The organism is Streptomyces sp. NPDC051740, assembly GCF_044453165.1.
GTDB lineage: Bacteria > Actinomycetota > Actinomycetes > Streptomycetales > Streptomycetaceae > Streptomyces > Streptomyces atrovirens.
Genome location: NZ_JBITCL010000022.1, coordinates 83,199 through 108,541, shown reverse-complemented (window position 1 = coordinate 108,541; position 25,343 = coordinate 83,199). Strand labels below are relative to the sequence as shown.

General features: G+C 68.9%; 18 protein-coding genes and 1 pseudogene. 6 read left to right on the top strand and 13 right to left on the bottom strand.

The features are described from left to right. The first annotated feature begins 264 nt into the window (after window positions 1-264). Together ACIA6T_RS29235 and ACIA6T_RS29230 are read left to right on the top strand one after the other, a co-directional pair. Entirely contained in the window at window positions 265-798 is a 534-nt protein-coding gene (locus ACIA6T_RS29235) for a GNAT family N-acetyltransferase (protein ID WP_399449492.1), read from the top strand. A gap of 224 nt (window positions 799-1,022) precedes the next feature. Beyond that, window positions 1,023-1,358 carry a hypothetical protein gene (locus ACIA6T_RS29230; protein WP_399449491.1) on the top strand — a complete coding sequence of 112 codons (336 nt, stop codon included), beginning with the start codon at window positions 1,023-1,025 and terminating at the stop codon, window positions 1,356-1,358. 83 nt (window positions 1,359-1,441) lie between these two features. Here the strand turns inward: ACIA6T_RS29230 and ACIA6T_RS29225 are convergent, their stop codons facing one another. The 5 genes from ACIA6T_RS29225 to ACIA6T_RS29205 form a co-directional block, all read right to left on the bottom strand. Further along, window positions 1,442-6,277 carry a hypothetical protein gene (locus ACIA6T_RS29225; protein WP_399449490.1) on the bottom strand — a complete coding sequence of 1,612 codons (4,836 nt, stop codon included), beginning with the start codon at window positions 6,275-6,277 and terminating at the stop codon, window positions 1,442-1,444. Further along, window positions 6,274-6,894 (bottom strand): hypothetical protein, encoded by a 621-nt coding sequence (locus ACIA6T_RS29220; RefSeq protein WP_399449489.1) that lies wholly within the window; start codon window positions 6,892-6,894, stop codon window positions 6,274-6,276. The genes ACIA6T_RS29225 and ACIA6T_RS29220 overlap by 4 nt, the downstream gene beginning before the upstream one ends. Further along, a complete protein-coding gene (locus ACIA6T_RS29215) occupies window positions 6,891-7,217 on the bottom strand; it encodes a hypothetical protein (RefSeq protein ID WP_399449488.1) in 327 nt (108 codons plus the stop codon). The genes ACIA6T_RS29220 and ACIA6T_RS29215 overlap by 4 nt, the downstream gene beginning before the upstream one ends. A 45-nt stretch (window positions 7,218-7,262) precedes the next feature. Then, on the bottom strand, window positions 7,263-8,507 hold the full coding sequence (locus ACIA6T_RS29210; protein ID WP_399449487.1) for a CHAT domain-containing protein: 1,245 nt from the start codon (window positions 8,505-8,507) through the stop codon (window positions 7,263-7,265). Between the two features lie 391 nt (window positions 8,508-8,898). Next, complete coding sequence (locus tag ACIA6T_RS29205; RefSeq protein ID WP_399449486.1) at window positions 8,899-9,666, bottom strand: transposase; 768 nt, start codon at window positions 9,664-9,666, stop codon at window positions 8,899-8,901. Window positions 9,667-9,742: 76 nt separating this feature from the next. Here ACIA6T_RS29205 and ACIA6T_RS29200 point away from each other — a divergent pair, with 76 nt between their 5' ends. The 3 genes and pseudogenes from ACIA6T_RS29200 to ACIA6T_RS29190 form a co-directional block, all read left to right on the top strand. Continuing rightward, entirely contained in the window at window positions 9,743-10,225 is a 483-nt protein-coding gene (locus ACIA6T_RS29200; protein ID WP_399449485.1) for a hypothetical protein, read from the top strand. 97 nt (window positions 10,226-10,322) lie between these two features. Beyond that, window positions 10,323-11,219 (top strand): aminoglycoside phosphotransferase family protein, encoded by an 897-nt coding sequence (locus ACIA6T_RS29195; protein ID WP_399449484.1) that lies wholly within the window; start codon window positions 10,323-10,325, stop codon window positions 11,217-11,219. 515 nt (window positions 11,220-11,734) lie between these two features. After that, window positions 11,735-12,184: pseudogene (locus tag ACIA6T_RS29190) on the top strand (ISL3 family transposase); the annotation flags it as partial. On the opposite strand, the gene ACIA6T_RS29185 reads toward ACIA6T_RS29190, so the two are convergent. The 4 genes from ACIA6T_RS29185 to ACIA6T_RS29170 all read right to left on the bottom strand — a co-directional run bounded on the left by ACIA6T_RS29185 (window position 12,114) and on the right by ACIA6T_RS29170 (window position 15,875). After that, the gene (locus tag ACIA6T_RS29185) at window positions 12,114-12,734 is read right to left on the bottom strand and encodes a winged helix-turn-helix domain-containing protein (RefSeq protein WP_399449483.1); all 621 of its coding nucleotides are present in this window, start codon (window positions 12,732-12,734) and stop codon (window positions 12,114-12,116) included. The pseudogene ACIA6T_RS29190 and the gene ACIA6T_RS29185 sit on opposite strands and share 71 nt — an antisense overlap. After that, window positions 12,731-13,051 carry a helix-turn-helix domain-containing protein gene (locus tag ACIA6T_RS29180; protein WP_399449482.1) on the bottom strand — a complete coding sequence of 107 codons (321 nt, stop codon included), beginning with the start codon at window positions 13,049-13,051 and terminating at the stop codon, window positions 12,731-12,733. Before ACIA6T_RS29180 ends, ACIA6T_RS29185 begins: the two co-directional genes overlap by 4 nt. Window positions 13,052-13,142: 91 nt before the next feature. Further along, complete coding sequence (locus ACIA6T_RS29175) at window positions 13,143-14,564, bottom strand: MATE family efflux transporter (RefSeq protein WP_399449481.1); 1,422 nt, start codon at window positions 14,562-14,564, stop codon at window positions 13,143-13,145. A 126-nt stretch (window positions 14,565-14,690) separates the two neighbouring features. After that, a complete protein-coding gene (locus tag ACIA6T_RS29170; protein ID WP_399449479.1) occupies window positions 14,691-15,875 on the bottom strand; it encodes a glycosyltransferase in 1,185 nt (394 codons plus the stop codon). A 1,846-nt stretch (window positions 15,876-17,721) separates the two neighbouring features. On the opposite strand from ACIA6T_RS29170, the gene ACIA6T_RS29165 reads away from it, so the two are divergent. Then, on the top strand, window positions 17,722-18,963 hold the full coding sequence (locus ACIA6T_RS29165; protein WP_399449478.1) for a helix-turn-helix domain-containing protein: 1,242 nt from the start codon (window positions 17,722-17,724) through the stop codon (window positions 18,961-18,963). Window positions 18,964-19,307: 344 nt separating this feature from the next. On the opposite strand, the gene ACIA6T_RS29160 is transcribed toward ACIA6T_RS29165, so the two are convergent. Genes ACIA6T_RS29160 through ACIA6T_RS29145 form a run of 4 tightly spaced genes read right to left on the bottom strand, consistent with a single transcriptional unit; the run spans window position 19,308 to window position 25,218 of the window. Next, window positions 19,308-20,342: an alpha/beta hydrolase gene (locus tag ACIA6T_RS29160; RefSeq protein ID WP_399449477.1), complete on the bottom strand. Its 1,035-nt coding sequence runs from the start codon at window positions 20,340-20,342 to the stop codon at window positions 19,308-19,310. Between the two features lie 48 nt (window positions 20,343-20,390). After that, window positions 20,391-20,813, bottom strand: coding sequence for a RidA family protein (locus tag ACIA6T_RS29155; RefSeq protein ID WP_399449476.1), 423 nt, complete (start codon window positions 20,811-20,813; stop codon window positions 20,391-20,393). Further along, entirely contained in the window at window positions 20,810-22,027 is a 1,218-nt protein-coding gene (locus ACIA6T_RS29150) for a cytochrome P450 (RefSeq protein WP_399449475.1), read from the bottom strand. The genes ACIA6T_RS29155 and ACIA6T_RS29150 overlap by 4 nt, the downstream gene beginning before the upstream one ends. Continuing rightward, complete coding sequence (locus ACIA6T_RS29145; protein ID WP_399449474.1) at window positions 22,024-25,218, bottom strand: amino acid adenylation domain-containing protein; 3,195 nt, start codon at window positions 25,216-25,218, stop codon at window positions 22,024-22,026. Before ACIA6T_RS29145 ends, ACIA6T_RS29150 begins: the two co-directional genes overlap by 4 nt. Window positions 25,219-25,343 lie beyond the last annotated feature (125 nt).

Here is a 25,343-nt window from a genome sequence, read left to right as displayed (position 1 = left end):
GAGCCGCCAGGATGATGGCGCTCCTTGAAATCGGCTCTGGCCGCGATTCTGTGAATGATCTTGGTGTTGCGGCAGGCTGCCACCGAATCGGTCGGGCCGCTCGACCGCACTGTCGAAGCGGCGCGTCGTCCGCCCGGCCGTCGGCCCGATGTTTCCCCCGTCACGGTGTGCGGTGCGAGGGACTGACGCGTTGCGGTTTCGAAGCGGCAGGGCGGGCGAGCGCCGGATTACCGATGTGGTGCCTGCGTTCGGCAGGATGGGCGCATGACCGAGATCCGCACACCCCGTCTTCTCCTCCGTAGCTGGCACGACGACGACCTCGCGCCGATGGCGGACATCAACGCGGACCCACGGGTTATGCGCTGGATTGACGACGGCTCGGTGCGCGACCTGGACCACACGGCCGAGGACATCGAACGGTGGGAGGAGGAGTGGGACGAGGAGGGCTTCGGACTCTTCGCCGTCGAACTGCTGGCTTCGGGCGAACTGATCGGCTTCACGGGACTGTCCGTGCCCGAGTTCCTGCCGGAGGTGATGCCCGCCGTGGCGATCAGCTGGCGGCTCGGCTCACCGTTCTGGGGCCAGGGATACGCGTCCGAAGCCGCGCACGCCACACTGGAGTTCGCACTCCAGGACCGCGGCCTGGACCGTGTCATCAGCATCAACCGGGTGGGGGACAACGCCTCCGAGAACGTCATCCGCAAGCTCGGCATGACGCCCGAGCGGGAGACGGCCCACCCGGTGTACGGCTACCCACTGCGCGTTCACGCCATCGACCTCACCGAGTTCCAGGCATGAACCGGCCCAACCGTCGATCATCACAAGACAGCCGACCACTGTCCCTACGTCCCTGAACGCATTGAACGCGGCGGCACGGACACCCAGGAAGGGACGGCCCCTCCCTGTCACTGACCCGCATCTTCACGGAACTGGGGCCAGAGCCTTGAGAATGGCTCTGGCCCCGGTTCCGCGAACGGACATATGGCAGGGAGCGCACGTGCCGCATGTGGCACTCTGGCCGGATGACAGAGAGCGACCGGGAACGCGCGGTAGAGGGCTGGATCTGGAGCGGGAACGTCCAGCCCTTCTTGGCTCTCCTGGCGCGTTACGCCGGCTATGACTTCGATGGCACCGACTGGCAGGCGGTCGAACTCGGCCTTGCCGCCACCGATGATGAGCACCTGGGTCGCTGGTACAGCTGTCCACTCGTCGGATCGGACCATCACCTTGAAGCGCACCTTGTCCAGGCCGTGGGTGGCGATGAGGTTTCTGTCCGTGTGGCGGGAACTTCCAGCCCTGAGCTGCTGCTGAGGGCGGACACCCTGGTATCGGCCTTTGCCGCCGGATTCGTCCCTTGAGGCGAGCGTGAGTTGCACGCAGCCTTCATGACTGAGTGAGGGTTTTCCATCTTGATCAGTTGGCCCTCGAACTCGCCAACTGATCAAGATGGAAAACCCTCAGTGTCCTGATCAGCTGCGGCATCCGGGTCGGGGGAGTCCGGCGCGTCGGAGGAGTCGGCGGAGAGTCTCGCCAGCATGTCCCTGGCGTGGGCCGCCGACTCCTCCCAGGCTCCGTTGGCGGCCCACTTGAAGGCCTCGACGGCGCCGTCGATGTCATCGGCTCTGCCCAGGCTCATGCCGAGGTTCATGGCTGCCATGCCGCCCTGGACCGGGTGCCCGCTGGTCATGAGGTGGCGGTACGTGCTGCGGGACTCCTCCTCACGACCGGCCTCGCCGAGCATGACCGCCATGTAGAAGGCGGCGGCGAGGGAGAGCTGGGGGTGACCGGCGCGGATCGCCCGCTGGTAGGCGTCGTGGGCGTCGTCGAAGTCCTTGCGACGGTGGTGGTGTGAGGCCTGTGTCAGGGCAGCGACGGTGGCGAGTTCCGCGTCTCCCTGGGTGACGGCGGCGCTGTAGGCGTCGTCGAGGATGCTGATGGCGCCCTCCTGGTCTCCGCGGAGCTCGCGCAAGCGAGATCTGGCGATGAGGGCCAAGGGCGTACCGGTGCCGGGGGACAGGGCGAGCACACGGTGGAGACATTCCGTGCTCCACTGCGGCTCGGGGTTCCCGTGAAGTCTGGTGACGTCGCAGAGGTAGTAGTGGACGCGGGGATCAGCGCACCCTGCCCCGATGGCTTGGTTCAGGGCGGTGAGGGCCTCCTCCATGGGGCGGCGGTGGGCCAGCCAGTAACCGTAGTCGAACGCAAGAGGGGTCTCCTGGGCGTCGGAGGGCTCGTCGGGGGAGGGGACGGAGAGGGCCGCGAGGCGGGCGCGGGCCTCGTCGGCCAAACCAGGGAAGTCCAGGGCGCGGGCATAGGCTGAGCGGGCCTCGTCGAGCGTGTACTCGCAGGTCAGGAGATCACCGAGACGCAGGGCGGCGTACGCGGCGACCTCGGGATCCTCGGCGCTGAGAGCGAGTTCCCAGGCGCTGCGGGCCCCCGGTACGTCACCGGTCCGCTGGCGGACCAGGGCCAGGGACGAGGCCATCGCGGGATGGCCCTCGAACGGGATGCGCGGGAAGGCACGCTCCAGGAAGAGGCGGCACTCGGAGAACTGCCCTTGCTGCAGCAGATGACCTGCCATGGCGAGGAGCTCCGGGACGTCACCGAGAACCAGGAGGCGGGCCGGACCGGGGGCGAGCCGGGTCTCAGCGGCTTCGATCTCGTCGAGCCGCCCCAGCCTCGCGGCCGCCGAAACGGACTCCTCCTGGTCGTCCGAGTCGCGGGCCCGTTCGTAGGCGGCCCGGGCGCCCGCGTAGTCATGGGTCGCCAGCAGCAGGTTGCCCAGCGTGTTGGCTGCGGCGGCGGCGAAGGGGCTGTCGTGTTCGGAGGCACGGACGAGTGCCTCACGGGCGGCTTCCGGTTCCCCGCGGTCGATGAGGGCAAGGCCCCGGCCGAACTCCGCGTAACCGGCGACACGGGGATCGTCGGCACTGGTCAACGGGCCGAGGTGGTCGTACAGGCTGTCCCTGTCGCCGCTCACCGAGATTCGTTGTGCCTCCTGGATCCTCGCGCTCCAGTCGGGGTCGACGGGGGTCGGGGGAACCTGTCCCAAGGGTTCGGTCACCGACGGAAGGTCCGCTGCCTCGCCGTCCGCCGCGGGAGAATCCAGGGCCTCGCGGACCGCGGCGAGCCTGGCGGCGAGCTCAGGGTCCGCCTCCTCGATCTCGGCGAGGTCGGTACGCAGGTTGAGGCTCTGGGACCAGAGGACACTTCTCCCCAGTTCCAGGAACTCCACCGCCTCGGCGGGCCGGCCCGCCTCAAGGGCGGCCAGGGCCGCCATGGGCGTCAGGACCGACTCGTCCTCGAGGACCGCCTCCCGAACGGTCCGGGGGGCTCCCACCCAGGCGACCAGCGGCATCAGCTCCATCAACTGCCGGCAGGCGGCCAGGGTCTCCTCGTCCGGGCGGCCGGTGACCGTGGCCCATCTGCGGGCGGCCTGGAAACGCGTCCTGGAGGGGGCGGAGACGCAGGTAGCCAGGGAACGGAAGGCAGCGGCGGCCTCCCGCCGTGCCTCCGGGACGGAAACCGACGAATCAAGGGCGCACACCATGTCGTCGGTCCGTGAGTGGTGGAGCAGCGTCACTCCCAACACCAGAGCCGACAGCGGGGAGCGTTCGAGGCCTGCCCGGTGGAGCACCTGCCGGAGGAGGGAGATGGAGCGGTCCAGATCCTTGTGGTCTCCGGAGGCACGCCACCGCATGTAGAGCGTGATGGCGGTGTTGTGCGTCAGGGGGATCCAGCTCCTGAGGGGCAGCCCCTCCTCCGACTCGGCCTGCCGGAGACCGAACTCGATGGCCTGGTCGAGCGACTCGGTGTGACCGCCGAGGAGGTCGTCGCCGGGCGCCTCGGCGTCGGGCTCGGTGCCGCCGTTGTCCGCAGAGACGCCGCCATGGGTGTCCCAGCCATGGGCATGGACGGCGAGCAGGGCGGCGACAGCGTTGAAGTGGGCGTGTGATCCCGGATTCGCGGTGGCCGCGGCCTGTTCCGCGTAGGGCAGGGCCTGGCTGAGGTCGTCGGGCGAGTCGTCGCGTGAGCAGCGGCTATAGAGCATGTTCGCCGCGGCGGTCAACCGGTCCGGCCACAGCGAGTGGTTCTCGGGCGTGTGGCGGAGAACGATCGCCATCGTGTCCAGCGCCTCGTCGAGGTCCGAGGGAATGCGGTGGAGGTTGTAGCGCTGGGCGAGTGCGGTCGCCAGGTTGTAGGCGATGGAGAGAGCGTAGTCGCCGTAGCGGGCGGGCGGATCGCCGTCCTCCCCACCGAGCCTCGTGCGGATGGACGACCAGGTCGCACGCCAGATCTCCAGTGCCCGGTCCAAGTGCTCCACCACGCCGCTCTGCTGGTACTTCTGGCTGAGGCAGGTGGCCAGCTGATTACGGGTGGCCGACTCCGGTCCCGTCGGGACGGGAGCGGCGACCGCCTGCTGGGCGTAGTTCAGCGCCTCGTCGAGGTCGGAGGGCCGACCGAAGACGTTGAAGCGGTCGTGATGGGTGGCGGACCGGACGGTCAGGAAGTCTCGCCGCATGCGTGGGGGGACGTCCGGACGCTCCAAAGCCTCGGTCACCCATGAGAGAGCGCGTTCGAAGTCGGCGGGGTCGTGGCCGGCCAGTGCGCGCAGACGGTAGGCCTCGGCGACGGCGTAGACGGTGAGCTGCCCTACTTCGCTCGTCAGGCCCGGCTGTCGGTCGCGCAGCGCGTGTTCGCCGTGGTCGATGGCGCGTGCGAGGTCCCCCACATCCGTCCCGTGGTCGTAGCGACGCCAGTAGTTGATCGCCAGGAGCGCCCGGCACAGAATGGCCGGTCCGGGAAGGGAGCAGGACGTGGCCCGGGCGAGGATGCGTTCCCATGCGGCGAGAGCCGTGTCGTGGGCCGCCGCACTGTCGTCGTGCATCGTCAGCGTGAGCACGTTGACCGCGTAGGCGTGGAGGAACCCGCCCAGTTGCGGTTCGCCGTCCGGCAGGAGGGAGAGAGCTTCGGCCATGGCCTGGTTGGCCTGGTGGAGCTCAGCGGCCGGACGGTCGTCGTGCTCGGCCAGCTGGGCCAGTGTGGACCCGTAATTGATGAGCAGCATGGCGCGAGTTTGTGGCGACAGGGGAAGCGCTAACGCTTCACGGTATGCGTCAAGGGCTTCGGTCTTCAGGTCCCGGTCGTCGGTCACCATGCCCAGCCGCAGTCGCACCATCGCCAGGTTCGGGAGGAAGTTCCGCAGCAGTTGGAAGTTTCCTGTGCGCCTCCCGTGCTCGACGACCTCTGTGGTCTGATCCAGAGCGGCGCGGAGGTTGTCCTCCTGGTCCCGGAATTCGCTCAGGTGGGTGAGGGCGGCGGCCAGATCGCCACGCATCGACACATGGTCGTCGGAGTCCTCGGGAGTGAACTCCAGAGCTGTGAGACCGAAGCCGACGGCCTCCTCGAGGAGTTCCGGGTCCCCGTCGAGTGCGCCGGCTTCCCTGAGGGCGAGACCCAGGTTGGCCACCGACGTGCCCTCGGTGGGGCGCAGCGCCGCAGCCTGGCGGTACGCCTCGATCGACCGTGTCAACAGGCTTCGGTCCCCGGTCCGGTCCCAGACGTGGTTCAACAGTTGCCCCAGCCGGTGGTACCGAAGCCCGCGGACGCTGTCGGACGCGGGCCGGTGGGCGAGCGTCTCCGCCTTGGTGATCAAGGCGAGATGCAGGTCCGGCATGACCGCTTGTGCGTGGACGCAATCGATCAGCGTGTTCCAGACGCAACTTTCCGAAACGGGGTTGGTGGCGGCCTCGTCCAGGAACCGGAAGGCGAGGCCCTGGGCCTCCTCGCGCGGCTCGGGACGATCCGAGCGCTCGGCGACGGCCAGCAGCTCCGGCAGCATGTTGGACACACAGGCGAGGCGCTCCTCGCCGGTCAGCAACTCGAGTGCCTGCCGGTAGGCGCCGACCCCCTCGCTCAGATTGCCGAACGACTCGGCGAGCTCCCCCTTGGTGAGCAGGTTGCCGAGGTTGAAGAGAAGAGTGCCACGGAGACCGGGTGGGGTTTGCGGGTTGGCTGTCGCCGCCCTCAGCAGCTCCACGGCCCTGACCAGGTCCTCCCGGCTCTCCGTCCGCTTGCCGCGGGCGGCGCGGAGGTTGCCTGTCACGGCCTGGTAGAGGCATCGAAGGGGGCAGTCGGGGTGGGCGGCGAGGTGTGCCTCGTTGGACTCGATCGCGGCGTCGAGGTCCGACAGCCGGGCCTCGTCCGCGTTCTCCACGAAGTAGACCCTCTCCTCGTGCGCGTCCGCGTCGTCCTGGTCACCGGATCGTGGCGTCACGGGCATTTCTCCACCGTCTCGACAACCAGGATGTCCGAGAGCGGGACACCGACCCGCCCCGGCTTGGTCTTCAGGGTGAGGCGACGTCCGTCGCCGGTCGCCCCGTCACCGCACAGCACGGCGCCTGTCGTGGTGCGCACCAGCAGCTTCGGCTTCGCCTTCTCCGGCCCGTACCAGGTGGTGCCCACGGCAGCCACCAGGAACATCGTGCAGAGAAATGTCGCGGTGATCCCGTGACGCAGGTCCTTCAAGGCCGTCAATGCCAGCAGGTGATTCTGGGTGGACGCGGAGGTCCGGCGGTCGACCGGACGAGGCCGGGGCCTGCCGTTGTGGGCGCTCAGCAGGCGGTACGCGCCGTACGCACCCGTGGCCAGGGAGACGAGCAGCAGGCAGCCGATGACGACGTTCCAGGGCGGCTCCACCTTGTCGACCTCACTCGGGCCCCGGATCAGGCTGAAGGCGACAAGCGCGAGGAGCAGGCCGCCCAGACCGATCCGCCAGGAGTGGGCGGCCTCGCGCACGAGGGGGAGCTCGGCCCGCAGGGCTTGGTGGTGCTCCCGAGCACGGGCGGCGTCGGACGCGTCCATGGGGCGGCCCGGACGAATGGAGACGCTCATGACGTGGTGATCTCCAGTGACCAGCAGGCGCCGCAACCGAACTGGCCTTCCCGCCGACCGGGATGCTCCTCCTCGCAGGTGCAGATGACGTCTTCCTCGCGGACGTTTCCAGGGAGCGGAATCGGCCCGGCGTTGTTCCGGCGCCGCGGCCAGAAACTTTTGTAGACCCCGTCGACCACGGGAACCCGGATGGCGTGACCGCAGCGCGGGCACGGTCCGTGAAGTTCGGCAGTGCCGCTTCCGATCTGGATGAAGGTGAACTGCTGTGCCGCTTCCTCCGCGTACTCGTCCTTGTGGATCTCTTCGTACGGTACGAGTGACATGAAGGGCCTCCTGAGATGTGACGTCGGGCGGACGGGCGGGGCGTCTCAAGGGCCGATGTGGGTGAACGCCGCCCACCGGCTGGGGTGTTCGGCGTTCTCGTTCCTCAGCCCGATCACGGCCTCCGTGAGGGCGGTCGCGGAATCCCGCGGGCGGAACAGTCCGCTCCGTGTCAGTGATCCGAACACCTCACGCGTGAGCCGAGTGGCCATGTCCGCGTCGATCGACCACAGGGTGGCCACCACACGCCGGAAGCCGGAGTAGTGCAGCGCGGCCCCGATGGTGATGCCCTCGTCGCTCAGCGAGAGTCCGCCGGAAGCCGTCATGCAGGCGGAGAGGAAGGCGAAGTCGCCGCTGTAGGAGCGGCCGTCGAGTTCCCTGATGCCCAAGGTCCCGTCGGTGAGGAGGAGTCCGCCGTTGGACGGGGCGAGCGGGTCCTGCCGACCGTGGCAGCTGAAGTGTGCCCAGCGGTGCTTCGGCAGTTGGCCGAGGACCGCTTCCCGAGTGGCGTCCGGACCCTTGAGCACAGTCAGCCGGTCGGACCCGAACGCGTCTTTCAGCGCCTGGAGTTCGTTCTCGACTTGCGGAAGGGGAGGCATGCCGTCTGCCTCCTGGACGGCGACCACCAGCAACTTGTCGTTCTCCGTCGGCTCCGGTTCCGGCGAACGGGTCGCCCGGGCCAGCGCCCGGAGGGTCGGAACGTAGGAGGAGACGGTGCGGTCCAGGACCGTACGGCCGCTCCCGTCGTGGTGCCCGGCGGCGTGGAGCGGGAGGAAGGACAGCAGTCCGGTCGGACACCACCAGATCCTGTGCCTGGCGTCGGCGCCGGCTGTCGTGGAAGCGTCCATTGCCCGGAGGACCGGCTCGGCGACGGTGTCCCAGAGCCAGGTGAGCTGCGGTACCAAGGTCCCGTCCAGCTCGGTCTGGGCCTTGCCCATCTCGATCTTGGCGGCGTGGTGGGCCTGGTAGGTGGCGGGCACCCTGCGCGCCCGGACCCGCTGCTGTGTGTGGTGCAGCCGCTGAGCGGCCAGGTCTGTCCGGCGGAGTCCCGTCAGGTGCCTCGCGGTGCGGTCGGCGACCTCCTCGGCGGACAGGCCGGGCAGAGGCACGGCCGTCACTCCGGCTGCCGTCACCAGGAGCGCGTGGCATTCGCTGGCCACGTTGACCAGCACACCGGTACCGTCACCGACCGCCGACACGAGGTCCTGTGCGCGCGGCGGTGCCAGGAACGAGGCGAACTGAGGTCCTAACCGGCGCACGCGGGCCACCAGTTCGTCCCACTCATGGGCCAAGGCGATCCGCTGGTCCGTTGCGCTTGCCGACTGTGGATCCGTCCCCCGTAACATCCTCAGAATCTAAGGCAAGGGATGAACCGTGCTCAACCCGTTGGTCCCTGTCCGCGATGTCCGCTTGGGTCCGCCCGGTACGGCGAGCGGTGACGCAGGCAGGCGAGGACAAAGTCTCAGATGGCCGGGTCGGCGTCGCTCGATGGCGTACAGACGACGCCAGCCTGTCTCGGGCTGACCCCGGTGACGGGGCGACAGATACGCCAGAGCGCTGGTAGAGGCAGACGGTCGCCTCGGGGATGACGCCATAGCCGTTGGCCGTCAACCACAAAGGGCTGTCCCGTAAACGATCTTTGCCGCAGCCCGGGCTTGGGTGGTCGGCGTGCTGGCTGCTCGGTTAACCGCCGAAGGTAAGGTTGTGCAGTCGGGCGATGCCGAGCAAGGCATGGTGCACGCCGTCGCCTTTGAGGCGGCAGTCGCGGAGGATCTTCCAGCCCTTCATCCGGGCGAAGGTGTGCTCGACGCGGGCACGGACCTGTTTATGGGAGCGGTCGTGCTTCTCCTTCCAGGCCGGGAGGTCCTGGCCCTTGCGGCGACGGTGCGGGAGGACCAGACCGGTGCCCTGGCAGCCGCCGTCGGCGATGGTCGTTGTGGTGCCGACGGCAGCCTTGGCCCCGGACTCCTCCCAGCCGCGGGAGTCGTGCCGGTTTCCCGGCAAGGGCCGACCGACCACGACGACCAGCCGGGTGTCAGCGTCGATGACGACCTGGTGGGCAGTGGAGTAGCGGTAATTCTTCGGCTGCTCGGCCACCGAGTGATCGCGGGTGGGCACTAGGGTGCCGTCGACGATAAGCACGGTGTCCTTGCGAAACTGCTTCCGCTGCCGGAGCGCCGGCAACGGACCGATGTGGTCGATGATCCGGTCAGCGGCCGACCTGGAGATCCCGAACAACAGAGCAAGCTGTCGCATCGTCAAGTTCGTGCGCCAATACGCCGTCACCAGCAGGATACGGTCCTCCAGCGGCAGGCCCCAGGGCCGGCCGCGCTGCTGATCCGAGGCTTGCTCGCGTCGCACCGAGGTCACCAACTTGCCGAAGCAGCGCGAGCTCAGCCCGGTGAAGGGCTCTATCCAGGACGGCACCGACGCCGTGATCACACCAGCCACAACATGATCGTTTCACTCGGCGGAAAGCAACCAGCGCTCCGTGCCTTCCCGACCCGAGCCGGTCCAGAATGCCGCCATGGCCGACGAAGAGCACAACAAGCCAGATGCACACTCCTTTCTGTCATGCGTCACCGAGGTGGCGCGGCTGATGGATCTCGGGAACGCGGCCGACGTGCCGGAAGCACGCCGCGCACGGCACCTGGCCCATGCGGTGCGCAAGCCATTACTCAAACGCACCCACCTGCCCGAAGAGTTCTTCGCCCCGTTGCTGGCCGCAGCCGTCTACGACCCGGACCCCAGCTTCTGCCGCTGGTTCGTCGAACCAGCGGTCCACGCCTTCGGGCGCCGCCGAGTCATGACCGCACTGCTCGACTGTCTGCGGACCGGCACAGAGGCGGAGCAAGCAGGCGCCGAGCGGGCCTGGTACTGCGCCCATGTGCCGCTCCGCGCAGACCGGTCTCCGGCCTACGCGCCCGACGGAAGTCGCGATCCCGCCATGGCTGAGTCCCACGATGTAGTGGCCGAGTGGCGGGAAACCGTTCGGCGATCAGCCATGTGACCGGGACGCCACGAAACCTGAGCCGGCCCCGTTGCCATGAGATTGTTGGTCACTCTGACCAGTTACGGGACAGGTCTTAGTGGAAGGCCCTGCGAGAATGACCATGCACGATGACCAAGTGGACGTGACCACCGAAATCGTTGCGACCTTGATCCAAGAGCAATTCCCTCAGTGGAGCGGCAAGGCGATCCACCGCGTGTCGTCGACCGGGACGGTCCACGCCATCTTCCGTATCGGGCACGACCTCTCCGCGCGTTTCCCACTACGCCTGACCGATACCGCGGAGGCGCTGACGGTTCTGGAGCAGGAAGCCCAGGCGAGCGCGGAGCTGGCACAGGTGTCTCGGTTCCCCGTCCCGGAACCCGTCGCCCTGGGAAAACCTGGAGCGGGTTACCCCATGCCGTGGTCGGTCCAGACATGGCTGCCGGGAACGGTCGCCTTCGATGCCGACCCCAGCGGGTCGGACCCTTTTGCCGAGGACCTCGCGGCGTTCATCGCAGCCCTGCGGGACGCCGAGACGCGGGGGCGGCGTTTCAGCGGCGACAATCGTGGCGGCGTTCTCACCGACCACGACGATTGGATGGCGGAGTGCTTCGAGGAGAGTGAGGGGCTGCTCGACGTGCCCCGGCTGCGCGAGTTGTGGAGCCACTTTCGGGAGTTACCGCGCACGGGTGCCGACGTGATGAGCCACGGTGACCTGATTCCCGGCAATGTACTGGTCGCGGGAGACCGGCTCAGCGGCGTACTCGACACCGGCGGCTTCGGCCCGGCCGACCCGGCGCTGGATCTGGTCAGCGCCTGGCACCTGTTGCAGTCAGGCCCGCGGGAAGCGCTCCGGCGGACACTGGCCTGCGACGATCTGGAGTGGGAGCGCGGCAAGGCATGGGCCTTCGAACAGGCGATGGGCCTTGTCTGGTACTACGTCGAGAGCAACCCGACGATGAGCAGGATGGGGCGTCGGACACTCAATCGCATTCTGGAGTCGATGGAGTGACGCCCAACGGGAACAGCTCGGCCGCATCGCCCAGCCGGAAGCGGCACAGCCACACCCCGCCTGAAGCGGATGTACCCCCGGTTCGTGGCCCTGCGGATCAGGTCCGCCGGATGCGAGATCCGCAAGCACGCCGACGGCCCGGGGCTGCCAGTTCTGGCTGCTCCAAGTGGGGTAGACGCGGAGGATGGTGACAGAGGGGCAGACGGTGCTCATGAGAGGGCACAGGCCACGGCTGCCCCCAGGCAGTACTCGTGGGGTTGCGTGAGCTCGCTGTCGACCTCGGAGTGCACGCCGAGGTCGACAGCGAGCTCATCGACGAGGAGTCGAGAGGGTGCCCCGGGGAGCTGAACGCCCCCTCCTTCACCTACTACCGCTGGCGCCGAGCGCGAGACGGGGACACGTGCGCCGGGACGCCGAGTCGGACGTGGGCGCAGGCGCCGGCGGTGACGCCGATGTGGGTGCCGAGGAGTTCCTTGATCATGGACGAGGCCGATGCCTTGTCCGGGTGTGCCGATTGCCGGGACGGCTCGGGCCGCCTGCGCCGAGGCGGTCCGCCGGGTCCTGCCCGACGCGGTGCAGGTCAGCGACCGCTGGCATCTGTGGCGGAACCTGTGCGACAAGGTCCTGGCCGAGGTCCGCGCCCACGCCCCCTGCCGGGCCGCCGTCAACCCTCCCCGGCCCGGCGGCGTCCGCGAGCAGACCACCCGCGAGCGCCGGCACAAAGGTCCACGCCCTCCTCGACTCCGGCGTCGGCCTGCTCGACTGCTCCCGCAGACCGAACCTCGCCCTGAACACCGTCAAGCGCTACGCCCGCATCCCCGAACCGCCCGCTACCGGCCCACCCCTACCGCGACCACCTGCGCCGGCGCCGGTCCGGCAACCCGGCCGTTCCCGTCACGCACCTCCTGCACGAGACCGGGGAACCGGGCTATACCGGCAGTGCCGACCTGCTGGTCCACTACGTCGATCCTCCGCCGATCCGGATGGGGAGTTCGGCCGCGCGGAGCCGAGCGTGCGGACTCGGATTGAATTGGTGATGTCCGGTTTGTTGATCAGTCCGTCGAGGTCCAGACCGGTGGTCGGCAGGCAACCGGTGATCAGGTGCGGACGGTACTGGATCTTCTTCGGCTTCCGCTTGATGACCCGGGTCAAGTGCGTGAGGTCGGCAGCAGCAAAGCCGGCGCGGGATCGCTTGAGCAGGCTCCAGATGCCTTCCCGCGGGGTGATCTCCGGTGCGTAGGGCGGCAGGTGGAAGATGACCAGCCAGTCCCTGTGTTCCGCTTCGGAGTCGAAGAGTTCCTGCTGGAGATGCACGCTCAAGTTGTCCCGGATCCACACCACCGGCGTGCCGAGTTGCAGGTGCACCATGTGGATGGACCCGATGGCCGCCTCGTCCCGCTCCAGCGCCCGGCGGACCGGCACCTGGCAGCTCCAGCCGTGGTGCCGCTTGAGCAGCCGCCACACGCCCTGGACCGTGTAACCGACGTGGAACAGCCGCCCGATCAGCAGCTTCACGCGCTTGAGCGTCCAACCCTGATCCTCGTCATCGAAGCCATGGGCCAGCGGGCCCCGTTCAGCTCCGCCTCCAGCCGCTGCCACTGCGCCGGCGACAGCCGTTCGACGGCCATCGGCCCCGCCGGTTCCAGCGCCGCAGCACCCTCTCGCCGCCAGGCCGCCCGCCACCGGCGCACCGACCGGTCCGTCACCCGCAACTCGGTCGCGATCCGCGCCGTGCCCGCCCCGGCCTCGAACCACCTGGCCGCCTCCAGCCGCACGGCCTCCCGCTTTCCCTGCTCCGCAGGCGCCAGCCCGCCCCCTTGCGCATACCGCATGAGACCGTCGTACCGCAGGGATCATCACTCGTCACGACCGCCGGGCATCGCCAATTCAACCTGAATAACCAGCGGGGACGAGTCCCCTTGTTCAGCTTGTTGCGGTTTCGACGAACCTCTGAACCCACTTGCGGCGATAAACACGATAGCCGCTGATGACGGCCTTCACTATTTCCTCGCTGTTGATGGCGACAAAGACAAGCGGGAACGGGAGATCCCATACGAGCGCAGCCATGAATGTCAGCGGAATGGCGATCAGCCACTGGCAGGTAAGATCCGCCCTCAAAATGTAGACCGTATCTCCCCCGGCCCTCAGGAGACCGTTCTGGAGAGTCATGCATGTCATCCGGAAAATGAACACGAATGCCAAGACTGCGGCGGTGTCCCGGGCGACGCCGATCGTCTCGCCGTCGATTTCCCCGTAGATCTTCCCCACCCAGAAGCTGGTCAACAGCAGGAGCAGACTGCATACGGCCGCGACAGCCGTGCTCCAGATCAGCAGGGCCTTGCTCATGCACCATGTGCGCTCTTCGTCGGCGCCTTCCCCGATGCTGTTCCCGATGAGCACCGCCGCCGCCGTGGCCACACCGTTCGCGAAGCACACGGCGGTGTCCTCGATCGGGTTGATCATCGACAGAACCGCGAGCTCCTGTGTGCCGGCCCGGCCGACGATGGCGCTGTAGCAGAAGATTCCGATCGCCCACGACATCGAACCCAGGGATACCGGAAGGCCGACACGCCAGATCTTCTGCAGGATTCCGTTGCCGGCGCCGTCGCGGAGGTCCCGGATGCGGAAGGCCATGGGATGGCGCCTTCCGTACAGGTACACGATGAACAGAAGGCATTCCGCGTAGGTGCTGATGACGGTTGCCCAGGCCGCCCCGGCCAGTCGCAGTTCGGGCATTCCCCAGTTACCGAAGACAAGACCGTATGCCAGAGCCACATGGAGGAACAGGCTGATCAGGGCGAGATGCATAGCCGTCTTCGCCTGCCCCAGGCTTCGCAGGCTGGCGGCCAGCACCGATATCACAGCGAAGGGAATGATCATCGGAATCACAGTTCTGATGTACTCGGTACCCAGCGATATCACGCGGGAATTCTCCGTGCCCACTGCCATGATCTCCCTCGCCCAGACGAAGCAGGCGGTGCAGACGACCACGGCGATCGCTCCGGCGATCACAACGGTCAACGTCGTGGCCTGGCGGGCTTTCTGCGCACTGCCACTGCCCCAGAACTGAGCGACGATGACCGCGCCGCCATTGGCCGTTCCCAGCATGGCCATGATGACGATGAAAATGACGCGGGTGGAATAGCCGATGGCGGCTATCTCATCGGTACCCAGGTGCGATACGAAAAGCGCGTCAATGATTGTCCTGGACGAGGACATGAGCGACTGCAGCGTCACGGGAACCGCCGTGGCGCACACCAACGCCATGAACCTCCGGTCGAGCGCCAACCTCAAACCGCTGTGCACCGCCCCTCCCGCGCCGTCCACCGTCTGCGTCACGGTCATGCCGCCTCATCTTCCCGAGTGCGTTGTTGGAGTTCACGACCGCCAGCCCGAGCGGGCGGGCCGGGGATGACGGTCTCGTGCCTCCCCGGCCCGCGACGTTCCGGCGCGGTCGCCGGTGGGGCGGTCTCAGCGCGGCGCTGCGGCTTCCGGAGCCACGACCTTCACAGCGACACGCTCGGCTTCCCGAAGGACGGTGTCGCGGAACTGCGTGCTCAGCTCGAGGACAGGGGCCAGAACGCGGCATTCGTCGATGCTCTGGTCGGTGTAGGGCAGGGCGAGCCCCGCCAGCGGGAGAACCTCGCGAGAGGTGTGCTCGTCGAACATCGTGCTGATCCAGGGGGCGGGAGTGTGCGACTCGGTGTCGATGGCGGCGCCCACCACGAGGACACTGCGGCCGTTGGTCGTGCCACGCACGACACCCATCTGCTGCCCGTCTGCGGGCACGGCGGCGGCCACTTCACGCGCGGCGTCCGGATAGAGCCGGTCCGCATCGAGCTGGTCGTACGCGATGGCCATCTCCACGTCCAGGACCGGCCACTTGGAGAGGTAGAACCGCCAGTTGATGATCTCCGTCTCGGACTGGTCCACCTGGTTGCGTGGATGCGGCAGGTGCACGCCGTAGACCCCTTCACCCAGCACGATGGGCGTGCCCGTGAGTGAGACACGGCGGGCCCACTCCTGGTCCTCGGGCCCCCAGCCGCGGAAGCCCTCCTCGTAGGTGAGGCCGTGCTCCTCGACGATCGCCGCGGGGACGGCGACGAGGGCACCGCAGGCGTAGACCCAGGGGAAACGAGCGAAAGCCGACGCGTACTCAGGAGTCCAGCGGTAGTCGAGCTGGACGTTTCCCTCTGTTTCCAGCTCCGCGAGCACCTTTCGGTAGTCGCTGAACGGGCGGACGTCGACGGCCTCCACGTCACGCCTGACGACGTCGTTGTAGCCGATCATCTGCCCCACCACGCAGATCTTCTGCCCGTGCTGGAAGTACCGGGTGTAGAGGTTCTCCAGGAATCGCGAGGGCACGACCATGTCCGCGTCCAGAACGACGAGGACCTGCCCGGACACGTGCCGCAGTGCCAGGTTCCTGGCGTGGCAGAGGTTCCAGTCGACGCCCGACATCACCGTGACGATGTTGAGCCGGTCCGAGAACTCCTCGCACACGGAGGCGAATTCCGGCGAGTTCTCCAGCGCACCGATGATGACTTCGAACTCCGAACGGTCCATGGTCTGTTCGGCGAGGGCGGCGAAGGCGAGCTTGATGTTGTCCAGGCGCTGCTTGTACGGAATCACGATGCTGAACTTCGGGGCACCCATACTTGCTCCTCCTGCGAAGTCGTCTGCCTTCCCGGTGGCCCGTCGAGGGACCGGGAATCTTCAGGCAAGAGTCTGGCGCAAGGTTGCCAAAATTGGCAAGTGCCTGGAAACCCGCTCTCGGTGGAAGGAAGGGAGCTCCCTGTGCGTGGATGTCCCGCACACGGGGAGCTCTGTCGTAGGGGAGTTGGATGAGGGCAGCGGACAGGGCCGCCCCGACACCGCGCCCTCCGGGCACCGGCGGGAGGCGGGGTGGTGCCGTCGAGCCGACGGATGACCGACCATCCGCAGGTCTCGGGCAGCCGGTGATGTTCGCCCGCCACTTCCCGCCGCGGACTCGATACCCGGCTCACTCGACAGAACGGCCCACCGCGGAAACCGGGCTGCGATCGGCCGGCGGACGAGCGGGACGTCGATGTCGGCCTCAACCTGTGGATTCGGCTGTCGCAGAGACGGCATCCCGAGACGGCTTCCGAGCAGTGCCCGGTCACCCGGCGGGAATAGCCGTCGGTGCGGACTCGTCTGCGCGAGCCGCCACCTCGTCCACCGTCCGGGTGCGGTCGCCTCCGCCGTCGTGCAGCAGTACACGCACACAGATGGCCGATCAGCTCCCGCCGGGCACCATGGCCGACGCCCAGCCTCTGTGTGCACCGCACCATGGGCCGCCGGTACGGCTTCACCGGTGACCGGGCGGGGCCGATCTGACAGTACGAGGCATCGACGACGTGACGACCTCACCGGACAGCTGCTCGGTGTCCACATGCGTGCCGGCGTCGATGCTGTCCAAGTGGTGCAGCGGGTGGATCACCGCATGGGCGGTCGGTCTGTGGCCCGTTGCGCCGTAGTCGTGGTGCCAGGGCGTCCAGGCGCTGCCGGTCGCTGTGCAGGTGGTGGAAGACGAAGTCGGGTCCCATCAGCCTGCTGAGCGCCCGGAGGAGCGACTCGTAGCCGATGGGTTCGGCGCGCTCCAAGACTTTCGAGCTCCATCACGGGCGGAGCCGCGGGGACGTCCGGGTCGAGGCGAGAGGCGATCGACCGCGTGCGCAACCCTTCGGCTACCCGGTGGTCGACCTCGCCGCGCGCCCCGACACCAGGTCGGCGGGGAGGAAGCACGGCAGGATCAGGTGTCCGTGCTGCTCGGGGCTCGGACGCGGGGCCGGCTCGGTGGTGAGCGATGCGAAGTCATGGCGAAGCGTCCGGGTGGGGGGGTGAGGGTGGGGGTGAGGGGGCCGGTGGACGGCGTGCCTCAGCGGAACGAGTACGGAAGGGGGTGCGAGGGCCAGGTCGCTCGGCAGAACATGAGAAGCCCGCCGTCACAGGAACGGGACGCCGCGGCGCATGTGTCGCGCCGACGGGAGGGGCGGTACCACCGCTCCAGCCCGTGTTACGGCCAGTCAATCGTGTCGTCGGAAGCTAAGGCAACGATCGACGTCTGCTGCTTGGGCCAGTCTATGCCCTGTTGCCAAGAGGCGATCGAGGCGCTCAGAACCAGGACGGAGAGAGCTGCTGCGGATGCCGTACGAAATCGCCTGAGCATGTTCGAATCCATTCATGAAGTCGCAGGTGGGGGACTTTCGAGGACGCAGCCCCAGCAGGGCGAGACCAACCTAGCCCACTCCGGTCGCGAATGGCAATGTCTTGCCAAGAGTGGCAAGTAAGCGATTGTCATCGATGGGGTTGCTAAAATTGGTTGACAATCGAATCTGGCAAGTTACTTGCCTGATCAGTCGGCGTTTCCCTACACTGAGACCAAGCAGCACCTTCAGTTCGCTGACTGCTCGCCGAGCGTCGGGGGGAGGGTGAGCGGTGTACTGTCGCTGCATCCGTGCATCTGAATAGTGAGACTCATATGCTTGAACAGCCAGCTTTCGGACAACGCCTCAAGGAACTGCGCCTTGAGCGCGATCTTTCGCAGGCCGCGCTGGCCGGCAAGGAGATCTCCACCGGATACTTGTCCCGTCTCGAGTCGGGCGCGAGGCAACCCACGGAACGCGTGGTCAACTACCTCGTCCAGGCACTCGGGGTCGAGCGCTCGGCGTTTGACACCCCGCCAAGTGGAGGCTCCCTGACCCAGGCGCTCTCCCTCGCCATCTCCACGGAGAGCGACGAGAGCAGCGAGAACCTCATCGCCGTACTCGCCCAGGTGCGGGAGGAGAACCTGTTCCTGCGCTGGCAAGCCTTGTGGCACATCTCGCGGTACCGACAGCGTCGCGGCGAGCGGGCCGAGGAGCTGGCGTGCCTGGAGGAACTGGTCCAGGTTGCCGACAAACTCGCCCTGCCCGAACTCCAGTGCAGGGCCCGATTTCAGCTCGCCCGTGCCCTAAGGTCGACGGGTGAGGTGTCACGGGCACTGGAGCTGGCACTCCATGCCTACCAACTGGCCAAGGGCGCCGCACTCGCCGTCCCGGACACCGGGGGCGCGCTGCTGACGCTCGTCTCCGTGGAAGCCGAGACGAGTCGGCTGCCCGATGCCCGGGCGCACGTCGACGAACTGGTCGACCTGGTGGCGGGGCGGTCCGACACGCTGGCCATCAAGGCACTGTGGTCGGCCGCCACCGTGCGGTTCCGGCAGGGCGACCACGAGGGCGCCCGGGGCTTCCTCGAGCGGGCCATGAAGGAACTGGACAGCGGCGTCGACCTGACGTTGTGGGCGCGGCTGCGGCTGGCCGCCGCCTCCCTGCACCTACAGAGCACGCCGCCGCAAACCGAGCGTGGCCGGGAGTGTCTCCAGGAGGCGGCCGGCGCCCTCGCACTCATCGGTACGGCCGTGCTCCGCCAGGAGTTGCTCACCCTCCAGACCCACCTCGCCTTCCACGAGGGCCGGTACACGGACGCACGGCAGCTGTACGACGAGCTGAACCGCGAAGAGCTGCTGGTGACCTACCGGGACCAGGTACGGCTGCGCATCCTCGACAGCCGGCTGATGATCCTGGAGGGCCGCGAGCAGGAGGGCATCCGCCACCTGAAGGAACTCGGTGAGCAGGCCCAGCAGCAGTCCAACATCGACCTGGCCGCCGAAATCTGGCGGATCCTCGCCGAATGCCTGGAGGACGTGAGCCAGTTGCGCAGGACGGAAGCGGAAGAGGCGTAAGACGACAACAGCACACGCCCTGACGGCCCGTCGGAAATCCGACGGGCCGTTTTTGCCATGGTTACCGGGATTGTTGGAACCGGGTCAGCGACCGGCCGTGGCCAGTCCGGCGTCGGCCCAGTTCGCCGGCCGCCTCCGGCGTGGGGCTGCCGCCAGGTGCGACGGTCGGCTCGGCGCGCAGGACGGACTGGTGGGCCCAGATCCCCCGGGCAGAAGTGTCGCGCGCCCTCGACGGGCCGCTCTGCGAGCTGACCCCGGCGTGCGGGCGCCGCTCGATGTCGATGCCGGAGGGCAGGGGGTTCCCCTCCCTCGGCGAACAGCAGCGATTGAGATGGAGGCCGGAGTCAGCGGGTGTTCCGTCCCTCCGGCGCCAGTATGCGTCGTAGCCAGGACACCCGGGCCCCGTGGGCCGCGCGGGAGATCGCGGCCTTCGGGACCCACTCGTCGAAGCTGTGGAAGGCACCTGACCAGACGTGAAGTTCGGCCTGTCCGCCCGCCCGCCAGATGCGGTCGGCGTATGCGACGCCCTCGTCCCGCAGCGCCTCCACCGAGCCGACCTCGATGAACGCCGGCGGCAGCCCCGACAGGTCCCGGGCCCGTGCCGGGGCCGCGTGGTACGAGACGTCCTCGGTGCCGCGCCGTGCGCCGAGCAGTGCCGTCCAGCCCACCCGGTTGGACGCGCCGTCCCAGAGCCCGACGTGTTCCATCTGGATGTGCGAGAACGTCTCGCACCGGTCGTCCAGCATCGGGAACTGGAGCAACTGACCCCGCGGCCGGGGGCCTCGGCGGTCCCGGGCGAGCAGCGCGAGCCCTGCCGCGAGCGCGCCACCGGCGCTGTTTCCGCTCAGGACGATCCGGTCCGGGTCCAGCCCGAGGTCCGTGGCGTTACGGGCGAGCCAGATGAGGCCGGCGTAGCAGTCCTCCACCGGGTGGGGGTCGGGGTGTTCCGGGGCGAGCCGGTAGTCGACGGATACCACGGCCAGGTCCAGTTCCTGGGCCCGGTCCAGCTCACCGGCCAGCTCCGTACTGCGGTGGCTACCGGCGACCATGCCGCCGCCGTGGGTGTGGTAGATCACCGGGTGCGGCCCCGTCGCGGCCGTCGGACGGCAGATGAGCAGGGGCAGGTCGGGCGCGCCGGGCGGCCCGGGGACCGTACGCTCCTCGATCTCGAACCGTCCGCCGCGCCGGATGTCGGCATCGGCCAATCGGCCGGCGGCCGACCTGCGCCGCCGGTCGGCGACGAGTTCGGGCGTCAACGGCATCGGCAGGTCGTCGAGGACGGCATGCAGAGGTGCCGCCAGCTCGGGATCGAAGGGCGGCGGACCGCCCACTCCTCCATCTGCCGCATCTGGGCGTGGATGTGCGGGAGTGATGGTCATGGTGCTCCTGAGGTACGCGGTGGAAGAGCGCTGAGGGGAGGGGAACCGTCAGCCGACCGTGTCCGCGCCGGTCAGCGCCAGGGCGTCGACTTCGAGCAGCAGGTCAGGGCGATAGAGCGCCACCACCTGGACCACGGTGCTCGCCGGTGGCCGCGTGGTGTCGATGAACTCGTCGCGCGCGGCGAGGACGGCCGGTACGTGGGCGATGTCCGTCACGTAGTAGGTGAGCTTGATGACGTCGTCGAAGGTGAGTCCGGCGGCGGCCAGACAGCCGCGCATGTTCTCGAAGATCTGCCGGGTCTGCGCGGCCGGGTCGCCCTCGCCGACCAGCTCGCCGTCCTCGTCGAACGGCATCTGGCCGGCCACGGCGGCCACGCGGCCCGGCCCGGTCACCACATGGGTGTAGCCGTCGCTCGGGTGGACGCCCGGCGGGTGTGAGATGTGGGTGATGGTGGTGCGCCTGGTGGTCATGGGAATCCTCCGTCTCCCGGCGTCGTTCTTGGAGTCAGGCGTACGGGCAGTGCCGCGGGTCCGTTGACGGCGTTCGACCGCACGCGAGTGACGGGACCTGCCTGTTCGATCACGCCCGTCGAGTCGAGGAGCTCCGTGAACAGAGCCCGCATCTCGGCGCGGGCCAGTGTGCTGCCGATGCAGAAGTGCTCGCCGGAGGCCAGGGCGATGTGCCGGTTGGGACGGCGGTCGATGTCGAAGCGGTACGGGTCCTCGAAGATGTCCTCGTCCCGGTTGGCCGAGGGTAACCACAGCACGACCCGGTCGCCGGCCTCGATCCGCTCGCCCCGGATGACGCGGGGCCGGGTGGCGGTCCGCATGCTGTGCGTCGCGCTGGAGGTCCAGCGCACGATCTCCTCCACCGCGCCGGGCAGCAGCGCGCGGTCCTGGCGCAGCCGGTGCCACTGGTCGGGATGCTGGAGGAAGGCGAGCATGCCGCCGATCAGGGCGAGCCGGCCGTTCTCCGTGGCGCCGATGAGGTTCTCGCAGTTGAGCAGCACCTCGTGCTCGCTCAGCAGCTCGCCGTGGACGGTCCCGTTGACCAGGGCGCTCACCAGGTCGTCGGCGGGTTCGGCCATGCGGTCGTAGAGCAGCTCCATGAAGTACTCCATGAGCTGCGGGTGCGCGGCCAGCGAGGTGTGTGCGGAGAACGCCTCCTCACACCACCGGTAGACGTCCTCGTGGTCCCGCTCGGGGATACCGATGATCCCGCATATGACGGAGTGTGAGAACCGTCCGGCGAGGTGGACGAAGTCGCAGCCGCCCTCGACGAGGGCGGCTGCGACGGCCGTACGCGCCGCTGTCCGGATGGAGACCTCCAGCACGCGCACGGCACGGGTGCTGAACCAGTCCGCCATGAGCGACCGCAACTCCTTGTGGCGCGGCGGGTCGGACAGGGCGAGGGTCAGTCCGCCACCGGGGTCGTCGCCGAGCCGGGCCGGGCGCAGCAGCACCCCGCGGGCCGAGCTGAAGTCGCCCGGGTCGCGGTAGACGGACCGGATGTCCTCGTACTTGGTGAGCGACCAGAAAGCGGGCAGTTCCCCGGCCTCGTGCCGGTATATGGGGGAGAACTCCCGCATCCAGCGCCACAGCGCGTGCGGGTCGCCGCTGACGTGCAGTTCGGGGTCGGCCACACGGGAGAGGAGGTGTTCGGGCGACACGGCGGTTGCCGTCATGACAGTGCCCTTCCGGAAGTGAGCCGGTCCGGTCGGTCCAGCCGGTCCAGTTGGTCGGAGAGGTGTTCGGTGATCTCGCGGGCCACGGCGGGCGGTACGGCCTCCGGGCGGAACGTCGTCTCCACACGCAGCCCGTCCGTGCCGTCCGGCCAGCACTCGGTGTGCAGTTCGAGGGGCAGATCCGGGTAGGGCTGGCGCAGGAACGTGCTGCGCAGACCGGGGAGTTCGAGGTCCGGGGTGGGGTTGTCCTGGAACGCGAAGAGGGCCTGGTAGAGCGGGGGCCGGCCGGTGCGGGGCGGGTCGACGAGAGTGAGGACCTCCCCCAAGGGAACCTCCTGCGCGGCGAAGGCACGGGTGACGATCCCGCCGGTCTCGCGCACGGCGGCCGCGCCGCCGTCGAGGGCTGTACCGCGCAGTCGCAGGCACAGCATGGTGATGTGACACCCGACGACGTCCTCCAGCCCCGCCGCGTCGCGCTGCGCGACCGGGACACCGACCGCGAAGTCCCGCTGTCCGGTCACCTCCGCGACGCTTCGCGCCCACAGGGCGAGCAACACGACGAACCGGCTCACACCGCACTCGGCGGCCAGCGCGTCGACCGCGCCGACTCCGGGCACCGGGACCTTTGCCACCACCAGCGCGGGCTCGCTGTCGGTCGTGGTCTCGGGCAGGCCCGGTGGCCAGCACAGCTCCGGCACGGCGGTCAGTTCATCCACCAGGTATGCGCGGTGGGCGTCGGGGGTGGCGAGGGCCCGGCGCAGGACGCGTTCCGTGTGCAGCTGACGCAGCGACGGGGGAGCCGGGCGCGGGCCGGCGCCGGACAGCGCGGCGGCATAGGCCGTGCTCAGGTCGCGGGCGAGCACCGACTCCGACCAGCCGTCGAAGGCGATGTGGTGCACCACGCAGCCGAACACCACCGTCCGCGACCCGGCCACCGGCACCAGGGCCGTGCGCCACACCTCTCCCGCGGCCAGGTCGAGTTCGTCGGTCAGCTCGGCGCGCAGCGCCCGGACTGCGGCGTCGACGGACGGCTCCTCGTCCAGTTCCTCGACGTCGGGGGGTGGGATGTCCACGAGCACGGCCGACGGGCCCGGGTCCGCGAGATAGGCGGCGCGCAGCGCCTCGTGCCGGCCGTGCACCTCGTCGACGGCGGCGCCCAGAGCCGCCCGGTCCAGCTCGCCCTCGACGGTCCAGGTGAGCAGACAGTGCGAGGCCAGATCGGTGGGGGCGACGAGCCGGCGGGTGAGGTACACGATCTGCATGGGCGTGAGCGGAGTGGTGCCGTCCGGGGCGGGCGGCTCGGGAGCCACTGTCACGTCGGCCGTGTCCCGCAGCCACCGCGCGAGCGCCGAGACGGTCGTACGGCCGTAGAACCGCGCGACCGGAACGGGGCGGCCGAACCGGGCCGCGAGCCGGGCACACACCCGCCCCGCCCCGAGCGAGGTCCCGCCGAGCTCGGCGAACGGCACGTCGAGCGGTACGGAGTCCTGACCGAGCACGGCGGCGAAGGTCTCCGCGACGGCCCGTACGACGGGGTCGGGCACGACGGGGTCGGGCACGGTCTCGGTCCGGTCCGGTCCGGGCGTGGACGGCGGCCGGGCCGGCTCCGGTGCCAACGCGAGCAGGGCCCGCTCGTCGAGTTTTCCCCGGTCGGTGGTCGGGAAGCCGTCGACGACGACCAGCAGTACGGGACGCTGGTAGGGGACGAGCGCCGCGTGGAGCGTGGCGAGGGCGTCGGGCAGCGGGTCGTCCGGCCGGAGCGGCACGCAGAACGCGATCAGTTCCAGGCTCGTGCCGGAGGCGTCCTGGCGGGCCAGCACCCGGCAGGACCGTACGCCCGGCAGCAGCTCCTCCACCTGCCGCTCGACCTCGGCGGGTTCCACACGATGGCCCCGGATCTTCACCTGCCGGTCGGCCCGGCCCCGGTAGTGCAGCAGTCCGTCCGGGTCCCACTCGACCAGGTCGCCGGTGCGGTAGACCCGTACGCCCTCGCCGGCACCGTCACCGGATCCGTCGGCGTCGCCCGGATCGAGCGGGATCCGGGTGAACTTCCGCTCGGTCAGGCCGGGATCGCCGAGGTAACCCAGCGCCAGCCCGTCCCCCGCGACACACAGTTCGCCCGTCTCGCCCACCGCGCACGGGCGGATGCCGTCCGGCTCCAGGACGTACACCCGGGTACCGGGGACCGGACGGCCGAGGGGGATGCCGCCGGGGCGGTCGCAGTCGGCCTCGGTGACGCGGTGCGTGGTGGTGAACACGGTGGACTCGACCGGACCGTACCCGTTGGTCAGGGCGATGCCGGGATGCCGGCGCAGAAAGCGGCGCACGTGGGGAACGGAGAGCCGCTCACCGCCGATGAGTACCTGGCGCAGGCCGCGGAACGCGTCCGGGTCCTCGTCCACGACCATGTTGAACAGGCTGCTGGTGAGCCACACGGTGTTCATGCTGTGCCGCAGTACACCGGAGCGCAGCGCGGTGGGTGACAGATAGGGCTCCTCGACGATCACGGAGGTGCCACCGTTGAGGAATACCGACCACAGCTCCAGGGAGAACGCGTCCCAGGACACGGCCGCCGCCAGCGGCATCACGGTGTCGGCGGTGAACGACGCGAAACCGTCCGGGGGGAAGAGCCGGGCCGTAGCCCGGTGCGAGGTCACGGCCCCCTTGGGGCGGCCGGTCGTGCCCGAGGTGAAGAAGACGCAGGCAGGGGCGGAGCCGTCGACACGGGCGGGCCGGAAGTCTGGTGGTGCCGGTTCGGGAACGGGACCCTGCGGCGGTGACCAGGTCCGCAACGGCGTTCCGCTCAGGAGGAGTTCGGTGCCGTGCTCGGCCACCGCGAGGGGTGGGTCGAGTTGCGCGCGGATGTCGCGCAGTCGCTGCTCGGGCCAGGCGGGGTCCAGCAGCGCGTAGGCCGCGCCGGTCTTGAGGACCGCGAGCAGGGCGACGACCAGACGGGCGCCGCGCGGCAGCAGGACCGGGACCAGGTCGCCGGGGCCGGTGCCTGCGGTGGCGAGCCGGGCGGCCCAGGAGTCGGCGGTACGGTCCAACTCCTCGTAGGTGATGGCGTGTTCAACGTCGAGGAGGGCCACCGCGTCCGGCCGGGCGCGGGCGTGGCGGGCGAACGTCTCGTGCAGGCCCTCGTCGGGCGCGGCGCATGGGCGTCCCGCGCTCCAGGCGGCGTTCGGTCGCAAGCGCACCCTCTCCTCTCGACTGCGACGTGTCGGCACGAACCAAATGATTGCCAGGCTTGACAAGACATTGTCATAGTATTGCCATTGCTGGCAACCTATCCAGGTGCCTCGATGCGGAAGGTGGT

What these genes read in the sequence shown, in the direction of transcription:
- ACIA6T_RS29235 (WP_399449492.1), top strand. Translation starts at nt 265, where the DNA reads ATGACCGAGATCCGCACACCCCGTCTTCTCCTCCGTAGCTGGCACGAC.
- ACIA6T_RS29175 (WP_399449481.1), bottom strand. Translation starts at nt 14,564, where the DNA reads ATGACCGTGACGCAGACGGTGGACGGCGCGGGAGGGGCGGTGCACAGC.
- ACIA6T_RS29200 (WP_399449485.1), top strand. Translation starts at nt 9,743, where the DNA reads ATGGCCGACGAAGAGCACAACAAGCCAGATGCACACTCCTTTCTGTCA.
- ACIA6T_RS29155 (WP_399449476.1), bottom strand. Translation starts at nt 20,813, where the DNA reads ATGACCACCAGGCGCACCACCATCACCCACATCTCACACCCGCCGGGC.
- ACIA6T_RS29230 (WP_399449491.1), top strand. Translation starts at nt 1,023, where the DNA reads ATGACAGAGAGCGACCGGGAACGCGCGGTAGAGGGCTGGATCTGGAGC.
- ACIA6T_RS29160 (WP_399449477.1), bottom strand. Translation starts at nt 20,342, where the DNA reads ATGACCATCACTCCCGCACATCCACGCCCAGATGCGGCAGATGGAGGA.
- ACIA6T_RS29195 (WP_399449484.1), top strand. Translation starts at nt 10,323, where the DNA reads ATGACCATGCACGATGACCAAGTGGACGTGACCACCGAAATCGTTGCG.
- ACIA6T_RS29165 (WP_399449478.1), top strand. Translation starts at nt 17,722, where the DNA reads ATGCTTGAACAGCCAGCTTTCGGACAACGCCTCAAGGAACTGCGCCTT.
- ACIA6T_RS29215 (WP_399449488.1), bottom strand. Translation starts at nt 7,217, where the DNA reads ATGTCACTCGTACCGTACGAAGAGATCCACAAGGACGAGTACGCGGAG.
- ACIA6T_RS29220 (WP_399449489.1), bottom strand. Translation starts at nt 6,894, where the DNA reads ATGAGCGTCTCCATTCGTCCGGGCCGCCCCATGGACGCGTCCGACGCC.
- ACIA6T_RS29180 (WP_399449482.1), bottom strand. Translation starts at nt 13,051, where the DNA reads ATGCGGTATGCGCAAGGGGGCGGGCTGGCGCCTGCGGAGCAGGGAAAG.
- ACIA6T_RS29170 (WP_399449479.1), bottom strand. Translation starts at nt 15,875, where the DNA reads ATGGGTGCCCCGAAGTTCAGCATCGTGATTCCGTACAAGCAGCGCCTG.
- ACIA6T_RS29150 (WP_399449475.1), bottom strand. Translation starts at nt 22,027, where the DNA reads ATGACGGCAACCGCCGTGTCGCCCGAACACCTCCTCTCCCGTGTGGCC.